General features: G+C 72.0%; 8 protein-coding genes. 3 read left to right on the top strand and 5 right to left on the bottom strand.

Translation table 11 applies throughout. From position 1 onward, the window contains the following. Positions 1 to 8 precede the first annotated feature (8 nt). Both K7C20_RS13220 and K7C20_RS13215 read right to left on the bottom strand, forming a co-directional pair. Positions 9 to 2129, bottom strand: coding sequence for a YhgE/Pip family protein (locus K7C20_RS13220; protein ID WP_030088364.1), 2121 nt, complete (start codon positions 2127 to 2129; stop codon positions 9 to 11). Continuing rightward, positions 2101 to 2886, bottom strand: a complete 786-nt coding sequence (locus K7C20_RS13215; RefSeq protein WP_030088365.1) for an ATP-binding cassette domain-containing protein — start codon at positions 2884 to 2886, stop codon at positions 2101 to 2103. The genes K7C20_RS13220 and K7C20_RS13215 overlap by 29 nt, the downstream gene beginning before the upstream one ends. Before the next feature lie 235 nt (positions 2887 to 3121). Between K7C20_RS13215 and K7C20_RS13210 the strand changes: the two genes are divergently transcribed. The 3 genes from K7C20_RS13210 (at position 3122) to K7C20_RS13200 (ending at position 11647) form a co-directional block, all read left to right on the top strand. Next, positions 3122 to 5932, top strand: coding sequence for a discoidin domain-containing protein (locus K7C20_RS13210; protein WP_107083533.1), 2811 nt, complete (start codon positions 3122 to 3124; stop codon positions 5930 to 5932). 165 nt (positions 5933 to 6097) lie between these two features. Then, complete coding sequence (locus tag K7C20_RS13205) at positions 6098 to 10102, top strand: ABC transporter ATP-binding protein (protein ID WP_053210375.1); 4005 nt, start codon at positions 6098 to 6100, stop codon at positions 10100 to 10102. 126 nt (positions 10103 to 10228) lie between these two features. Then, the gene (locus K7C20_RS13200) at positions 10229 to 11647 is read left to right on the top strand and encodes a S28 family serine protease (protein ID WP_053210374.1); all 1419 of its coding nucleotides are present in this window, start codon (positions 10229 to 10231) and stop codon (positions 11645 to 11647) included. A 167-nt stretch (positions 11648 to 11814) separates the two neighbouring features. On the opposite strand, the gene K7C20_RS13195 is transcribed toward K7C20_RS13200, so the two are convergent. The 3 genes from K7C20_RS13195 to K7C20_RS13185 all read right to left on the bottom strand — a co-directional run bounded on the left by K7C20_RS13195 (position 11815) and on the right by K7C20_RS13185 (position 15859). Beyond that, the gene (locus K7C20_RS13195; RefSeq protein ID WP_222892589.1) at positions 11815 to 13668 is read right to left on the bottom strand and encodes a glycoside hydrolase family 3 protein; all 1854 of its coding nucleotides are present in this window, start codon (positions 13666 to 13668) and stop codon (positions 11815 to 11817) included. 176 nt (positions 13669 to 13844) lie between these two features. Continuing rightward, the gene (locus tag K7C20_RS13190; protein WP_053210378.1) at positions 13845 to 14711 is read right to left on the bottom strand and encodes a sugar phosphate isomerase/epimerase family protein; all 867 of its coding nucleotides are present in this window, start codon (positions 14709 to 14711) and stop codon (positions 13845 to 13847) included. Positions 14712 to 14851: 140 nt separating this feature from the next. Then, a complete protein-coding gene (locus tag K7C20_RS13185) occupies positions 14852 to 15859 on the bottom strand; it encodes a bifunctional helix-turn-helix transcriptional regulator/GNAT family N-acetyltransferase (protein ID WP_245171841.1) in 1008 nt (335 codons plus the stop codon). Positions 15860 to 15984: the final 125 nt, after the last annotated feature.

Here is a 15984-nt window from a genome sequence, read left to right as displayed (position 1 = left end):
GGTGACACTCACAGGCTGAGCTCCGGATGCAGATCCTTCATCCGTACGACCTGCCGGCTGCGCGCCGCGAGGGCGGTGAGGGCCAGCGCGCCGACGGTGAAGACCGCGAGCACCACACAGCCCTGCTGCACGATGGCGAGGTCACCACCGGTGATCAGCCGGCGCAGGCCGTCGACCACGTAACTCATCGGCAGGAACGGGTGGATGGCGGCGAAGAACCCGGGGCTGGTCTGCACCGGGTAGGTGCCGCCCGCCGAGGTCAGCTGGAGCATCAGGACGACCAGGGTCAGCACCCGGCCGGCCGGTCCGAAGAACGCGCCCAGCAGCTGGATGATGGCGGTGAAGCAGGCCGTGGCCAGCAGCAGGAAGCCGACGGTGCCCGCCGAGCGGGCCATCTCCAGGCCGAGGCCCCAGTGGAGGACGGCCATCAGCGCCAGCACCTGCACGACGCCGATGGCGTAGGCCGGCAGCCATGAGCCGAGGGCGATCCGCCAGCCCGGGGCGCCCGCGGCCAGTGCGCGCTTGCCCAGCGGCTGGAGCAGCATGAAGGCGACCATCGCGCCGACCCAGAGGGAGAGCGGGATGAAGTACGGCGCCAGGCCGGTGCCGTAGTTGGGCGCCTTGTGCATCGACTTGGCGGCCAGCTCGACCGGGTCGGCCATGACCTCGGTGCGGGCGTCGCGGTCCTTCTTGTTGTAGTCGGGGATCTTGGCGACGCCGTCGTGCAGGCCGTCGGCCAGCTGGTTGGTGCCGTCCTTGAGCTTGAAGAGACCGCCGGTGAGCTTGACGGCGCCGTCCTTGGCGTCGCCGACGCCGTTGTGGACCTTGCCCGCGCCGTCGGCGACCTTGCCCGCGCCGTCGGCGAGGGTGCCGATGCCGTCGGCGAACAGCCCCGCGCCCTGGGAGACCTTCTGGGCACCGGCGTTGAGCGCGTTGATCTGGCGGATCGCGGTGTCCGCGCGCTTCCCGATGCCCGGTGCCTGCTCGGCGACCATCTCCGCGCCCTGGTGCACCTCGTGCAGCTTGCTGCGGATCGGCCCGAAGTCCGCCCCGGCGACGGAGTCGTTGACCTTCTCCGCCGCGTCGGCGGCCACCTTGCTGCCGTCCGCGAGCGCCTTCAGCTTGGTGCAGTCGGGGTCGGTGTCCAGCAGCGCGCCGCAGCGGTCCTGGTAGATCTCCGCGGCGTTGTCGGCGTTCTTGCGGGCCTGGGTGGCGGCCTTGGCGGAGTCGCTCGGCAGGGTGTCGAGGATGTCGTCGAGGGTTTCGGTGGCGTGCGCGACGAAGGCCGCGCCGGCACCGATCTCCTTGCCGTGTTCGCGCAGGTAGGGCAGGTCCTTCTTGGCCAGGCCGTTGACCTTCTCGGCGAGCTGCCGGGTGCCGTCGGCGACCCGGCCCGCGCCCTGGCTGAGCTCATGGGCCTTGGCGACGGCCGTCGAGGCGCCCTTGCTCAGGTCACCGGCGCCCTGACTGACCTTGCCGGCACCGTCGTTGAGCTTGCCGAGGCCGTCCGCGAGGTCACCGGAGCCCTTCTCGGCCGAGCCGACGCCCTGGTCGACCTTCCCGGCCCCGTCCGCCGCCTCGGCGGTCTTGTCGTGCAGATCGGAGAACGAGATGAAGATCTTGTCGAGCATGGCCCGCGCCGAGGTGGCCGAGGTCTTGGCCCGGACCTCGGAGAAGACCGTCTTGGAGATCGAGCCGACGACGTAGTTGTTGGCGTCGTTCGTACGGACCTTGAGCGCGCCCGTCTGCGGGGTGTCCCCGGAGCTGGAGACGATCCGCTTGCTGAAGTCCTTCGGGACGGTCAGCGAGAGGTAGTACGTGCCGTCCTCGAGGCCCTTGGCGGCGTCCGCGGAGCTGACGTCCTCCCAGTGGAACTTCTTGCTGTCCTTGAGGTTCTCGGACAGGTCGTCGCCCGCGGTGATCTTCTTGCCGTCGGAAGTGGCGCCCCGGTCCTCGTTGACGAGAGCCACCGGGATCTTGTCCAGACGGCTGTAGGGGTCCCAGAAGGAGCACAGGTACAGGGCCCCGTAGAGCAGCGGGATCAGCATCAGGGCGACCAGGCCCAGGCGGGGAAGCTTTCCCCTGCCGAAACGCTTGAGCTCAAGCGCGGCCAGTCTCGGCGAACGCATGCGCTGCCTCCTCCTCGGTGGTGTCGTCCTGGGGCGGGGTGGGGGCGGCGGCTTCGGTGTCCGTCTGCCGGGTGCGGACGGTCAGCGCGTCCGCCGGTGCGTCACTGCCGGCCGCCACGACGGTGGTGCCCTCGCGCGTGAGGTCCCGCAGCAGCTGCCAGGCCTGGTCGCGCTCGGCCTCGGAGAGCTTGAGGTCCACATCGTCGACGGCCAGCAGCTGGGGGCCGTGCATGACCCCGAGCGCGACGGAGAGCCGCAGCGCCTCGATCCGCTCCAGGTCGCGTACGGCCGTCCGCAGCCCCTTGGGCAGGGTGGCGGGGTCGAGCCGGACGGCCGCGAGGGCGGCGTCGATCCGGGCCCGGGTGGCCTCCTTGTTCCGCTTGCCCCAGGGGAGCGAGGCGCCGAGGCCCTGGAAGCGGTGGCCCAGCAGGGCCTGTTCCCTGAGGTGTTCGCCGACCGTGAGGGCCGGTTCGAGGTCGGCGACGCCCGGTACGTGCGCGATGGCGGTACGGGCGCGCACCGAGCCCATCCGCTTGGGCAGCGGGAATCCGGCGACCTCCGCCTCGCCCTCGGTGATCCGCATCCGGCCGGTGAGGGCCAGCAGCAGACAGGTGCGGCCGGAGCCTGACGGGCCCTGGACCGCGATCAGAGCGCCCGGTTCCGCGGCGATGTCGACGCCTCTGAAGGCCCACCCCCGTGGGCCCTCCACTCCGATTCCCCTGGCGTTGACCGCCGCCCCCTGGCGGGTGGTGTTCACCGGCACCCCTCCCCTTTTGATCTGACTGGTCAGTCTAAAAGTGTGCCGTATGCGGGGCCTTCTTGGCCAATCGGGGTGGGGTGGCGAGCCCTGCGGGCAAGTTCGTACGGATCGACCCGTGACCCGGACGGGGGAATCGTCCTAAGGTGCCGTGCAGGCGGGGGCCTGATGATGTTCAAGGTGATGCCCGTGTCGCGAGGGTGCGGCACGGGCCGCGCACAGACGACGGAGAACCATGGAACATTCGGCACAGCACCCCGTGGACCCGCCCCCGCGGCAGCCCGCGGAGCAACGGACCGGGCCCGGGGCGCGCCGCTCCCGCAAGCTGGTCGCCCCGTTGCTCGCCACGGCCCTGGTCGCGGTCCTCGCGCCCGTCTCGGCCTCGGCGTCCGCACCGGTGCCCGCACCCGAACGGGCCGGCAGCGCGCAGGGTCCTTGCCTGAAGGGCGACGACCGCGACGGCTGGACCGCCACCGCCCACAAGATCGACCCCAAGGACAGCCACCACGCCTTCGTCGGCAACGGCTATCTCGGGCAGCGGGTGCCGCCCAACGGCTCCGGTTACGCCGCACCCGGCGGCGAGACCGGCTGGCCGCTGAAGACGCCCGAATACGACGGCTCCTTCGTCTCCGGCCTGTACGCCAAGGGACCCAAGGACGTGAAGGGCCGGCAGGCCGTCGCCGCCATCCCCACCTGGACCACCCTCGATGTCGCCACCGGCGGCGCGCACTCCGACACCTTCTCCTCCGCCACCGCACCCGGCCGGATCTCGCACTACCGCCAGCAGCTCTCCCTGCGCTGCGGATTCGTCCGTACCTCGCTGACCTGGACGGCCGCCGACGGCCGCGCCACCGACCTGGTCTACGACGTGCTCGCCGACCGCAACGACGGCCACACCGGCGCCGTACGCCTGCGGATGACGCCCCACTGGAGCGGCGCCGCCACGGTCACCGACGGCCTCGACGGCCGCGGCGCCCGCCGGATGACGCCGTCCGCCACCGGCGGCAAGGGCACCGGCCGCACCATGGACGTCGGGTTCCGCACGGACGGGACGAAGACCGAGGGCGCGGTGGCCTCCACCCTGCGCACCGGCCCCGGCGTCCAGGCGCAGCAGCCCCGGCGGGAGCCGCAGAAGGACAAGCTGAGCAACCGGCAGCGGGTGTCCTTCCCGGTCCGCAGCGGCCGCTCGTACGAGCTGACGAAGTACGTCGGCGTGGACACCGCGCTCACCTCCCGCTCCCCGCGCGTCGCCGCCGACGCCGCCTCGCGCCGGGCCGCCGGACGCGGGTGGGACGCCCTCTTCGCCCGGCACACCGCCGCCTGGCAGCGGCTGTGGCGCAGCGACATCGAGGTGAAGGGGCGGCGCGACCTCCAGTCCTGGGTGCGCTCGGCGCAGTACGGACTGCTGTCCTCCACCCGCGCCGGCAGCGGCAACAGCATCGGCCCCACCGGCCTGACCAGCGACAACTACGCCGGTGAGGTCTTCTGGGACGCCGAGACCTGGATGTACCCGGGCCTGCTCGCAAGCCACCCCGCGCTCGCCAAGTCGATCGTCGACTACCGCTACAAGACCCGGGCCGGGGCCCGCGCCAACGCCGAGAAGCTGGGCTACAAGGGGCTGTTCTACCCCTGGACCAGCGGCAGCAAGGGCGATCTGTGGAACGAGTGCCACAGCTGGGACCCGCCGCACTGCAAGACCCAGAACCACCTCATGGGCGACATCTCCCTCGCCACCTGGCAGTACTACCTCGCCACCAAGGACACCGCCTGGCTGAAGTCCCGCGGCTGGCCGGTCCTCAAGGGCATCGCCGAATTCTGGGCCTCCCGGGCCACCCGTAACGCCGACGGCAGCTACTCCGTCAAGAACGTCGCCGGTCCTGACGAGTACAGCAACGGCGTCAACGACGGGGTGTTCACCAACGCCGGTGCCGCCACCGCGCTGCGGCACGCCACCCGCGTCGCCGCGATCCTCGGCGAGAAGGCACCGGCCTCCTGGAAGACCGTCGCCGACAAGCTGCGCATCCCCTACGACAGCAAGAACAAGGTCTTCCAGCAGTACGCCGGATACAAGGGCACGACCATCAAGCAGGCCGATACCGTGCTGCTGATGTACCCGCTGGAATGGCCGATGTCGCAGACGAAGGCGGCCCGCACGCTGGACTTCTACGCCGGGCACACCGACCCGGACGGCCCGGCCATGACGGACTCGGTGCACGCCATCGACGCCGCCGGGATCGGCGAGGCCGGCTGCTCGACCTACACCTATCTGATGCGGTCCATCAAGCCGTTCGTCCGCGGACCGTTCGACCAGTTCTCCGAGGCGCGCGGCGACAAGGCCGGCGCCGAGGACCCGCACGCGGGCAAGCCCGCACAGGACTTCCTCACCGGCAAGGGCGGCTTCCTGCAGACCTTCACCCACGGGCTGACCGGGCTGCGGCTGCGCGAGGACCGGGTGGACCTCGCCCCGACGCTGCCGCCGCAGCTGTCCGAGGGCGTCACCCTGCGCGGTCTGCACTGGCAGGGGCGGACCTATGACGTCGCGATCGGCGCGCACCAGACCACCGTGCGGCTGACCGCCGGTGCGCCCATGCGGATCGAGTCGCCGGAGGGCGAGAAGGTCGTCAGCCGGGGAGTGCCGGCCGTGCTGAAGACCCGCCGCCCGGATCTGGCGGCGACCTCGAACGCGGCCCGGTGCATGTCCGCTTGGGCCACCTCCGAGGAGCCCGGTCTGTACGCGGCCGCGGCGGTGGACGGCAACGGCACCACCGCCTGGGTGCCCGACTCCGCGAACGGCACCCTCACCGTCGACCTCGGCCGGACCACCCGCGTCGGGCAGATCACCCCGCACTGGAACGCGACCCGGCCAAAGTCCTACAACGTCCAGGTCTCCCGGGACGGGAAGCACTGGTCGGGGACCGGATACGCGGGCCGCACCCCGGCCCGGTACGTACGGGTCGTGGTGCACGGTGACCCGGCCCCGGCGGCGGGCGGGAAGCCCGAGCCGCACCCGGGGATCTCGGAGCTGACGGTGGAGCGCGCGAAGTAGCCCGCCGGCCGCCCACGGAGACGGCCCCGCCCCGGACCACCCGGGGCGGGGCCGTCTGCGTGTGCGGGTGCGGCCGCCGTCACGGAGAATTGTTACAGCGGGATGAAATCCGCACCCCGCGGTGTTGGTGCCATGCGTTAAGTGTCGAGGCGCGGGAGGCACCGGGTGGCGGGGACGGATACGGAACGAGTGGGCTGGGCGCGGCGGCTGAGCCGCGACTGCTGGCAGTACAAGAAGGACGTGCTGCTCGCCCTCGGCTCCTCGCTGGTCGGCATGGGCGTGCTGGCCCTGGTCCCGCTCGTACCGAAGCTGATCATCGACGATGTCATCGTCCAGCACGAGCGCCCCCTCGGCCCCTGGGCCGGCGTGCTGGTCGCCGCCGCGGTCGTGGTCTACGTCCTCACCTACATCCGCCGCTTCTACGGCGGCCGGCTCGCCCTGGACGCGCAGCACGATCTGCGGACCCGGATGTTCGGCGCCATCTCCCGGCTCGACGGCCGGCGGCAGGACGAGCTGAGCACCGGCCAGGTCGTCGGCCGCGCCACCAGCGACCTCCAGCTGATCCAGGGCCTGCTGTTCATGCTCCCGATGATGATCGGGAACGTCCTGCTGTTCGTGATCTCGCTGATCGTGATGGCGGTGCTCTCGCCGCTGCTCACCGTCGTCGCGCTGGCCGTCGCCCCCGCCCTGTGGTTCATCGCCCAGCGCAGCCGCGCCCGGCTCTTCCCCGCCACCTGGTACGCCCAGGGGCAGGCCGCCGCCGTGGCCGGTGTCGTGGACGGCGCGGTCTCCGGCGTACGGGTCGTCAAGGGCTTCGGGCAGGAGGAGCAGGAGACCGGCAAGCTGCGCGAGGTCAGCCGCCGGCTGTTCGCCGGACGGCTGCGCACGGTCCGGCTCAACGCCCGCTACACCCCCGCCCTGCAGGCCGTACCGGCGCTCGGCCAGGTCGCGATGCTGGCCCTCGGCGGCTGGATGGCCGCACAGGGACAGGTCACCCTCGGCACCTTCGTCGCCTTCTCCACCTACCTCGCCCAACTGGTCGGCCCGGTCCGGATGCTGGCCGCGATGCTGACCGTCGGCCAGCAGGCGCGGGCCGGTGTGGAGCGGGTCTACGAGCTGATCGACACCGAGCCGTCGATCAAGGAGCGGCCGGACGCCCATGAGCTGCCCGCCGACGCTCCGGCCACGGTCGTCTTCGACCGGGTGACCTTCGGCTACGCGCCGCCGCACGACGGCCACGGCGAGGGGCCCGCGGAGGGCGCCCCGGACGACGGCCGCCCCGTCCGCCGCGGCCGTCCCGTGCTCGACGACTTCTCGCTGCGCATCGAGGCCGGTGAGACGGTCGCCCTGGTCGGCACGTCCGGCAGCGGGAAATCCACCGTCTCGCTGCTGCTGCCCCGCTTCTACGACGTCTCGGCCGGCCGTGTCCTGGTCGGCGGCCACGATGTGCGCGAGCTGACCCTCCCGTCGCTGCGCGCCGCCATCGGCCTGGTCCCCGAGACCAGCTTCCTGTTCTCCGACTCCGTACGCGACAACATCGCCTACGGGCACCCCGGAGCCACCGACGAACAGGTGCGCGCCGCGGCCCGCGCCGCCCAGGCGGACGGCTTCATATCCGAGCTCTCCGACGGCTACGACACCAAGGTCGGCGAGCAGGGGCTGACCCTGTCCGGCGGCCAGCGGCAGCGCGTCGCCCTGGCCCGCGCCATCCTCACCGACCCCCGGCTGCTGGTCCTGGACGACGCGACCTCGGCGGTCGACGCCCGGGTGGAACACGAGATCCATGAGGCGCTGCGCGGAGTCACGGAGGGCCGGACGACCCTGCTCATCGCCCACCGCGCCTCCACCCTGGCGCTCGCCGACCGGGTCGCCGTCCTCGACGACGGACGGCTGGTCGACATCGGCACCCAGGAGGAGCTCGAAGAGCGCTGTCCGCTCTACCGCAGGCTGCTGACCGACCCGGAGGAGCTGGGCGGCGTCGAGCGGGACCCGGCGGGCGAGCTGGCCGGGGCCTTCGACAGCGAGTTCGCGGGCGGCGGGCGGCCGGCCGGGGAGCCGGCGGCGGACGCCGACGGGGCGGCGGGCGAGGCCGAGGGGGCGGCAGGCCGGCCGGGGGCGGACGGCACCATCACCCCCGAACTGTGGGTCCGCCGCGAACAGGAGGCCGAGGAGGGCGGAGCCGGGATGGCGGCCCGTGCGGCCGTCGCGGCCGGGCCCGGTATCGGCGCCGCGATGGCCGGACTGCCGGCCACCCCCGAGCTGCTCGCCCAGGTCGCCGCCCTGCCGCCCGCCACGGACCTCCCGGACGTCGACGAGGACCAGGCCGTGCGCCCCGAGCGGTCCTACGGCCTGCGCCGGCTGCTGCACGGTTTCGGCGGGCCGCTGGTCTTCGCGCTGGCGCTGGTCGCCATGGACGCGGTGGCCGGGCTGCTGCTGCCGGTCCTGATCCGGCAGGGCATCGACGAGGGCGTCCGGCTCGGTGTGCTGGCCGGAGTCTGGACGGCGGCCGGGCTCGCCCTGCTCGTGGTGCTGGCTCAGTGGGCCGCGCAGATCGGCGGCTACCGCATGACCGGACGCATCGGCGAGCGGGTCCTCTACTCCCTCCGGCTCAAGATCTTCGCGCAGCTCCAGCGCCTCGGCCTCGACTACTACGAGCGCGAGCTGACCGGCAAGATCATGACCAGGATGACCACCGACGTGGACGCGCTGTCGACGTTCCTCCAGACCGGCCTGGTCACCGCCCTGGTCTCGATGCTGACCTTCTTCGGCATACTCGTCGCGCTGCTGGCCATCGACGTCCAGCTGGCCCTGGTCGTCTTCGCCACCCTCCCGCCGCTGATCATCGGCACGTACTTCTTCCGCAAGCAGAGCGTGAAGGCGTACGAGCTGGCCCGCGAGCGGATCAGCGTCGTCAACGGTGACCTCCAGGAGAGCGTGGCCGGGCTGCGGATCGTCCAGGCGTTCCGGCGCGAGGGGAGGGGCGCGGAGCGGTTCGCCGCCCGCAGCGACGCCTACCGCAAGGCCCGGGTGCGCGGCCAGTTCCTGATCTCCGTCTACTTCCCGTTCGTCCAGCTGCTGTCGTCCGTGGCGGCCGCCCTGGTGCTGATCGTCGGTGCCGAACGGGTCGGCTCGCACACCCTCACCGCCGGTGCGCTGGTCGCCTACCTGCTCTACATCGACCTGTTCTTCGCCCCCGTCCAGCAGCTCTCCCAGGTCTTCGACGGCTACCAGCAGGCGTCCGTCTCGCTCGGCCGGATCCAGGAGCTGCTGCGCGAGCCGAGCACCACCCCGGCCGCCGAGCGGCCCCGCGAGGTGCCCGCGCTGCGGGGCGACATCACCTTCGACGGGGTGCACTTCCACTACGGCGAGGGCGACGAGCCGGCGCTGGCCGGTGTCGATCTGACCATCCCGGCCGGCCAGACCGTGGCCTTCGTCGGGGAGACCGGCGCCGGTAAGTCCACCCTGGTCAAGCTGGTCGCGCGGTTCTACGACCCGTCAGCGGGCGCCGTCCGTATCGACGGCACCGACCTGCGCGAGCTGGACCTGACCGGCTACCGCCGCCGCCTCGGTGTCGTCCCCCAGGAGTCCTACCTCTTCGCCGGCACGGTCCGTGACGCCATCGCCTACGGCCGCCCGGATGCCACCGATGCCGAGGTGGAAGCCGCCGCGCGGGCCGTCGGGGCCCATGCGATGATCGCCACTCTCGACGGCGGCTACCTCCACGAGATCGCCGAGCGCGGCCGCAATCTCTCGGCCGGGCAGCGCCAGCTGCTGGCGCTGGCCCGCGCCGAACTCGTCGACCCGGACGTGCTCCTGCTCGACGAGGCCACCGCCGCCCTGGACCTGGCCACCGAAGCGGTCGTCAACCAGGCCACCGACCGCCTCGTCGGGCGCCGTGTCCCGTCGCCCGACCACCACCCCTCGTCGAGTGCCGGCGCACGCACCTCCCACCCGTCGCCCGGCCACGACCCCTCGTCGCGGCCCGGTGCGCGCACGATCCTGATCGTCGCCCACCGGCTGACGACCGCGGCCCGCGCGGACCGCGTGGTGGTGCTCGACCGCGGCCGGATAGCCGAGGACGGCAGCCATGACCAACTCCTGGCCCGCGACGGCCGCTACGCGGAGCTGTGGCGCACCTTCACGGGCGAGGAGGAGGAGCTCGTGGCCTGAGGCAGCGGGCCGGAATCCAGGCCCTGGCGCCGTTCGGCTGATCCACCGAACGGTGCCAGGGGCTGGTGGCACCCCCGTCGCGCCGATAGGTTCAGCCCGACCTTTGCTATCCCAAGGGGAGGGTGCATGCGCAAGGCCACCAGATGGCTGCTGTCGCTCGCGGTGCTCATAGGCACGGCGGGAGCCGGCAGCGCGTCGGCAGGGGCGGCCACCGCCGCCGAGCCGACGACCGAGGACATCAAGGACCGGATCCTGGCGATCCCGGGCATGAGCCTCATCGAAGAGAAGCCGGTCGACGGCTACCGCTACTTCGTCCTGAACTACACCCAGCCGATCGACCACCGGCACCCCTCGAAGGGGACCTTCCAGCAGCGGCTGACCGTGCTGCACAAATCGGTGGACCGGCCGACGGTGTTCTTCACCTCCGGCTACAACGTCAACACCACGCCGTCCCGCAGTGAGCCCACCAAGATCATTGACGGCAACCAGGTCTCGCTGGAGTACCGCTACTTCACCCCGTCGCGGCCCACGCCCACCGACTGGAAGAAGCTGGACATCCGGCAGGCCGCCAATGACCAGCACCGCCTCTTCCGGGTGCTGCACCGCATCTACGGCCAGAACTGGATCGACACGGGCGGCAGCAAGGGCGGTATGACGGCCACGTACTACCGCCGCTTCTTCCCGCACGACATGGACGGCACCGTCGCCTATGTCGCGCCCAACGACGTACGCAACGACGAGGACTCGGCGTACGACCGGTTCTTCAAGACCGTCGGGACCGCGCAGTGCCGCACGGACCTCGCCGCCATCGAGCGCGAGGCCCTGGTGCGCCGCAAGGAGATGGTCGGCCGTTTCCAGGCCTGGGCCGACAAGGAGAAGCAGACCTTCAACACCGTCGGCAGCGCCGACCGGGCCTATGAAGTCATGGTCACGGACCTGGTGTTCGGCTTCTGGCAGTACCAGCCGGCCGAGACCGCCTGCGCCGAGGTGCCCGAGCCGACCGTCTCCACGGACGAGCTGTGGAAGTGGATGGACACGGTCGGCGGCTTCGACAGCTACACCGACCAGGGCATGGAGCCGTACACGCCGTACTACTACCAGGCGGGCACCCAGCTCGGTGAGCCCGGGTACCGCTACCCGCAGCTGGCCGGCCTGCTGAAGTACCCCGGGATCAACAACTCCCGTTCGTTCGTGCCGAAGGACATCCCGATGCGCTTCGACAAGCGCGCGATGCCCGACATCGATCACTGGGTGCGTCACCACGCGGACCGGATGATGTTCGTCAACGGCCAGTACGACCCGTGGAGTTCGGAGCACTTCGAGGTCGGCAAGGGCGCCCGGGACTCCTATGTCTTCACCGTGCCCGGCGGCAACCACGGCTCGAACATCGCGAAGCTGAAGGAGGCCGACCGCACCAAGGCCACCGCCGAGCTTCTCGACTGGGCCGGTGTCCGCGCCCCGGACGGCCAGGCCACACCGCTGGCGCCGCACAACAAGCAGCTGGACAAGCAGGAGATCCGGCGGATGCCGATGCTGCGGCCATGAGGCCATGAGGCCGTGAGGCGTGAGGCGTGAGGCGGTCGCCGTTGAAGCGGTGAGGCCGTGACGCGCTCGCCGTGAGCCCGCAGGGCCGGCGGCCCGGAGGCCTGAGCCAGTGACGGATGCGGCGCGTTCCCCCGGACCGGGGAGCGCGCCGTACCCGTCCGCCGCACTCAGTACGTCAGACCGTGACCGATCCGGTAGAGCGGCTGCGCCGGGGCGTCGGCGCGCATTATCGCGACCGGCAGTCTGCCGGCCGGGTCCCGTCGGCCGGCGATCACCCGGGCCGCCGCCCGGAGCTCCACATCCGTCCAGGAGTAGCTCGCCAGGGCCGCCCTGACCCCGTCCAACTGGGCGATGTCATAAGGGTTGCGGACCGCGAGCTGCACCACCGGCTTGCCCGTGGCCAGCAGCGCGGCGACCAGCTTCCGCTGGCGGGAGTCCGCGCTCACGTTGTACGTCGCCACCACCACCGCGTCCCGCTCGCCGAGCGCCGCCACCGCCTCGTCGATCTGCTGCTGGGTCGGCAGCATGCCCGTGGAGAGCGCGGTGGCCGTGAAGCCGAGCTCGGTGAGGGCCTTCGCCAGGACCGTGGTGGGCGGGCCGCCGGTGCCGGACGGCGCGGCCGCATCGACGCCCGCCACCAGCACCCGGCGCTCCCGTCGCCGGGACAGCGGCAGGATCCCGGCGTCGTTGCGCAGCAGGGTGGTGGTGCGGTCCGCGATCCGGTCCGCGGTGGCGAGATGACCGCGGGTGCCGACGACCCGGTCCACCGCGCGAGGGGTGGTGTACGGGTCCTTGAACAGTCCGCGCCGCTCCTTGAGCAGCAGGATGCGCATCAGCTTGGCATCGATGTCCCGCTCGCTCAGCTCGCCCTCCGCGACCGCCTTGAGGACGGCGGCATGCGCGACGGCGAGGTCCGGAGGGTTCAGCAGCTGGTCGACACCGGCCTTGAGGGCGAGTACGGGCACCCGCGCGTCGCCGTACTTCTTCCGTACGCCCTCCATGCCGAGGGAGTCCGTCACCACCACCCCGTCGTAGCCGAGGCGTTCGCGCAGGATGCCGGTGAGGATCGGACGGGAGAGGGTGGCCGGGTCCTCGCTCGGGTCGAAGGCGGGCACGACGATATGCGCCGTCATGATCGAATCGATGCCGGCGGCGATCGCGGCCTTGAAGGGCGGCGCGTCCAGCCGCTCCCACTCCTCGGCGGTGTGGTGGATGTACGGCAGCCCGATGTGGCTGTCGGTGTCGGTGTCGCCGTGCCCGGGGAAGTGCTTGGCGCAGGCGGCGATCCCGGCGCCCTGATAGCCCTTCACCTCGGCGGCGACCATACGGGCCACGGCCTGCGGGTCCGCGCCGAAGGAACGGACGCCGATGACCGGGTTGGCGGGGTTGACATTGACATCGGCGTCCGGCGCGTAGTCCTGCCGGATGCCCATGGCGTACAGCTCCGCGCCGGCGATCTGGGCCGCCGTGCGCGCATCGTCACGGGAGCCGCCCGCGCCGAGCGCCATCGCCCCGGGGAAGAGCGTGGCGGGCGCGCCGACCCGGGCCACTATGCCGTGTTCCTGGTCCGTGGAGATCAGCAGCGGGACGGGGACGCGCTGGGCGGCCGCGGCCTTCTGGATGCCGTTGGAGAGATCGGCGATCTGGTGCGGATCACGGGTGTTGTGCGCCCAGCCGAAGTAGATGATGCCGCCGACGTGGTACTTGGCGATCAGCTCGGCGGCGTTGGCGACGCCGATCTCCTTGCGGTTGGCGTCGGCGTCGGCCGGGTCGGGGTCGGTGGCGGAGTGCCCGTAGACCCGCATGACGAAGAGCTGGCCGGCCTTCTCCTCCGGTGACATACGGGAGATGAGGCGGCGCAGCCGGGCCCGGGTGGCGGCGGAGGGGGCGGGCGTGGAGGCGGGGGAGGACTGGGGTCCGATGGCGGGCGCCGTGGCGTGCGTGGGGGCGGCGCCCGTGCCCGCGGCAGCGGCGGCGGCCGCCGCTGCCGCGGAGGTCAGGACGGTACGTCTGGAGTGCATGTGCGCTCCTTCCGGAGGGCTTCCTCGGCTCATTGAAGGAAACTTCCAAGGAGACACGGATAGCCGGAAAACTATTGTCGGTCAATGACTCGATCCGTGGTGGCGCTCAGGTATTGCGGGGCGGGCGGGGATATGTGATGGGGCGTCGGGCGGGGGGCCGGCCGAGGGGCCCGCGGTCAGGAGGCGGCGGTGGACCGGCCGAGGAGCCGCTGGAGGTGCTCACGGCCGGGGACCAGGAGGCCGGGGAGGTCGGCCGCCTCCGGGAACCAGCGCTTCTCGTACTCCCAGCAGAGCCAGCCGCCCGACCCCTGGTCGTAGGTGCCCTCCGGAGCCGGCACCGGGCCCTCGGCGCCCGCGGGCTCCCGGCCGAGGGTGCCCAGGGCGGCCGCCAGCGGCAGGGCGCCGGCCCCGAGCGGGAGGGGTGTGCGCTCTTCGGCCGAGGCGACGTCCTTGACCTGCACATAGCCCAGGTGCGGTGCGAGCGCGGCATGGGTGTCGACGGGCTCCTCGCCACCGAGCCAGCTGTGCAGCACATCCCAGAGCGCACCGATCCGGCGATGGCCCACCAGGCCCAGAACGCGGGCGGCGGCCGCGCCCGTACCGTGCGAGTCATGGGTCTCCAGCAGGACCTGGACACCCCGCTCGGCCGCCAGCGGCGCCACCGCGGCGAGACGGCGGGCGGCATCCGCGTCCGCCTCGGCCGCCGGGCGGCCCTCGCCGCCGGGGAAGACCCGGACATACGGGGCCCCCAGATCGGAGGCGAGGAACACCAGCTCCGTCAGCTCATGTGCCAGCGCCTCCTCGTCCGCCGCGTCCCGGGCGGCGGCCACCCGGGCGTATCCGGCCACGGCCAGGATCTCCACGCCGGCGTCCGCGAACTGTCCCCGCACCGCGGCGCGTTCCCGCATCCCGATCAGCGGATGCACCGGTTCCTCCGGATGGGCCCGCAGCTCCACCCCCTGATACCCGGTCTCGGTGGCCAGCCGCAGCACCTCGGGCACCGGCATCCCGGGCACACCGAGGGTCGAAAACGCATACCGCATCGCGGGGGTCCTGCCGTCCGCGCGGTCCGTGGGGGGCATGCCGGCGCTCCTTCGTGTCGCTTACGTCATCGCTGTCCTTCCCGTCCTTCCCGCCATGCCCGCCTTCATCGCTTCTCTCACCCGCCCCGTCACCCACGGCCTCACAGTGCCAGCCGCCAGTCCTGGCCGACCAGGTCCTGTCCGAAGCTGTGGTGCGCCGACTCGGAGACCAGCTCGAACCCGGCCCGCTGGTAGATGCCGCGGGCCGCGCCCAGGACGGAATTGGTCCACAGCACCATCTCGTCGTATCCGGCGCCCCGGGCGAACTCCACGCAGGAATCCACGAGTTGACGGCCCACCCCGTGGCCGCGGGCGCCGGGCTCCACGAGCAGCAGCCGCAGCCGGGCGACCCCGGGCCTGCCGTCCCGTACGCACATCACCGCGCCCACCCGGTCCCCGCCCAGCTGCGCTATCCAGGTGCGGTCCCACCGCGGGTCGAACTGCTCGGCGTACTCCGCGACGATCCGGGCCACCAGCGCCTCATAGCTCAGATCGAAGCCGTACTCGGCGGCGTAGAGCGCCGCGTTGCGCTCCACCATCCAACCCAGGTCCCCGGGTCCGGACGTGCGCAGCGCGACCTCGGGGGCACGGTCCTCGGCGCCCTGCTCCGCCCCCTTGCCGAGCAGCGCGCGGATGGTCCGCATCGAGTCCACCAGACGGGCCCGGTCCGCCGCCGGCAGCCGCTCCAGCAGCGACCCCGCGGCGTCCTGGGAGCGCTCCTCCAGCAGGCCGGCCACCTCCCTGCCGCCCTCGGTCAGCGTGATGCGCTGCCGCCGGGGGTCCTGCTCGGACTTGCCGCGGGTGATCAGCTCGCGGTCCTCGAACCTGCCGAGCAGCCGGCTGAGATAGCCCGCGTCCAGGGACAGCGAGGCGCGCAGATCGGCGGCGTCCACCCGCGGATGGTTGGCGACCTCGTAGAGCACCCGGGCCTCGGTGAGGGTGAACGGGGTGTAGAGATGGCGCCCGTAGTCGAGGGCACCGATCAGGTTCGTATAGAAGCGGTTGAACCGGCGCAGCTCGCGGACGTCGGCCGCGGCGTCGGGTCCTGCGTCGCACGCCGCGCCGGACGGCGTCGCGGACGTCGTGGCGGATGGTGTCCCGGTTGGCATCGTCGACCCCTCACCCTTGACTGAGTCAAGGATAAGCAGAGGCCGGCCGCCACCGCCAGGATCGGTGGAAAACTCCTTCTCGCGGGTTTCGTCCGGCCGTCCGGCTCACAGGTTCCTGACCTAAG

The sequence above is a fragment of the Streptomyces decoyicus genome (assembly GCF_019880305.1).
Classification (GTDB): domain Bacteria; phylum Actinomycetota; class Actinomycetes; order Streptomycetales; family Streptomycetaceae; genus Streptomyces; species Streptomyces decoyicus.
The sequence above is the reverse complement of the archived record's forward strand: the minus strand, read 5'-3'. Positions and strand labels throughout refer to the sequence as shown.

What these genes read in the sequence shown, in the direction of transcription:
- K7C20_RS13210 (WP_107083533.1), top strand. Translation starts at nt 3,122, where the DNA reads ATGGAACATTCGGCACAGCACCCCGTGGACCCGCCCCCGCGGCAGCCC.
- K7C20_RS13190 (WP_053210378.1), bottom strand. Translation starts at nt 14,711, where the DNA reads ATGCGGTATGCGTTTTCGACCCTCGGTGTGCCCGGGATGCCGGTGCCC.
- K7C20_RS13200 (WP_053210374.1), top strand. Translation starts at nt 10,229, where the DNA reads ATGCGCAAGGCCACCAGATGGCTGCTGTCGCTCGCGGTGCTCATAGGC.
- K7C20_RS13220 (WP_030088364.1), bottom strand. Translation starts at nt 2,129, where the DNA reads ATGCGTTCGCCGAGACTGGCCGCGCTTGAGCTCAAGCGTTTCGGCAGG.
- K7C20_RS13195 (WP_222892589.1), bottom strand. Translation starts at nt 13,668, where the DNA reads ATGCACTCCAGACGTACCGTCCTGACCTCCGCGGCAGCGGCGGCCGCC.
- K7C20_RS13185 (WP_245171841.1), bottom strand. Translation starts at nt 15,859, where the DNA reads ATGCCAACCGGGACACCATCCGCCACGACGTCCGCGACGCCGTCCGGC.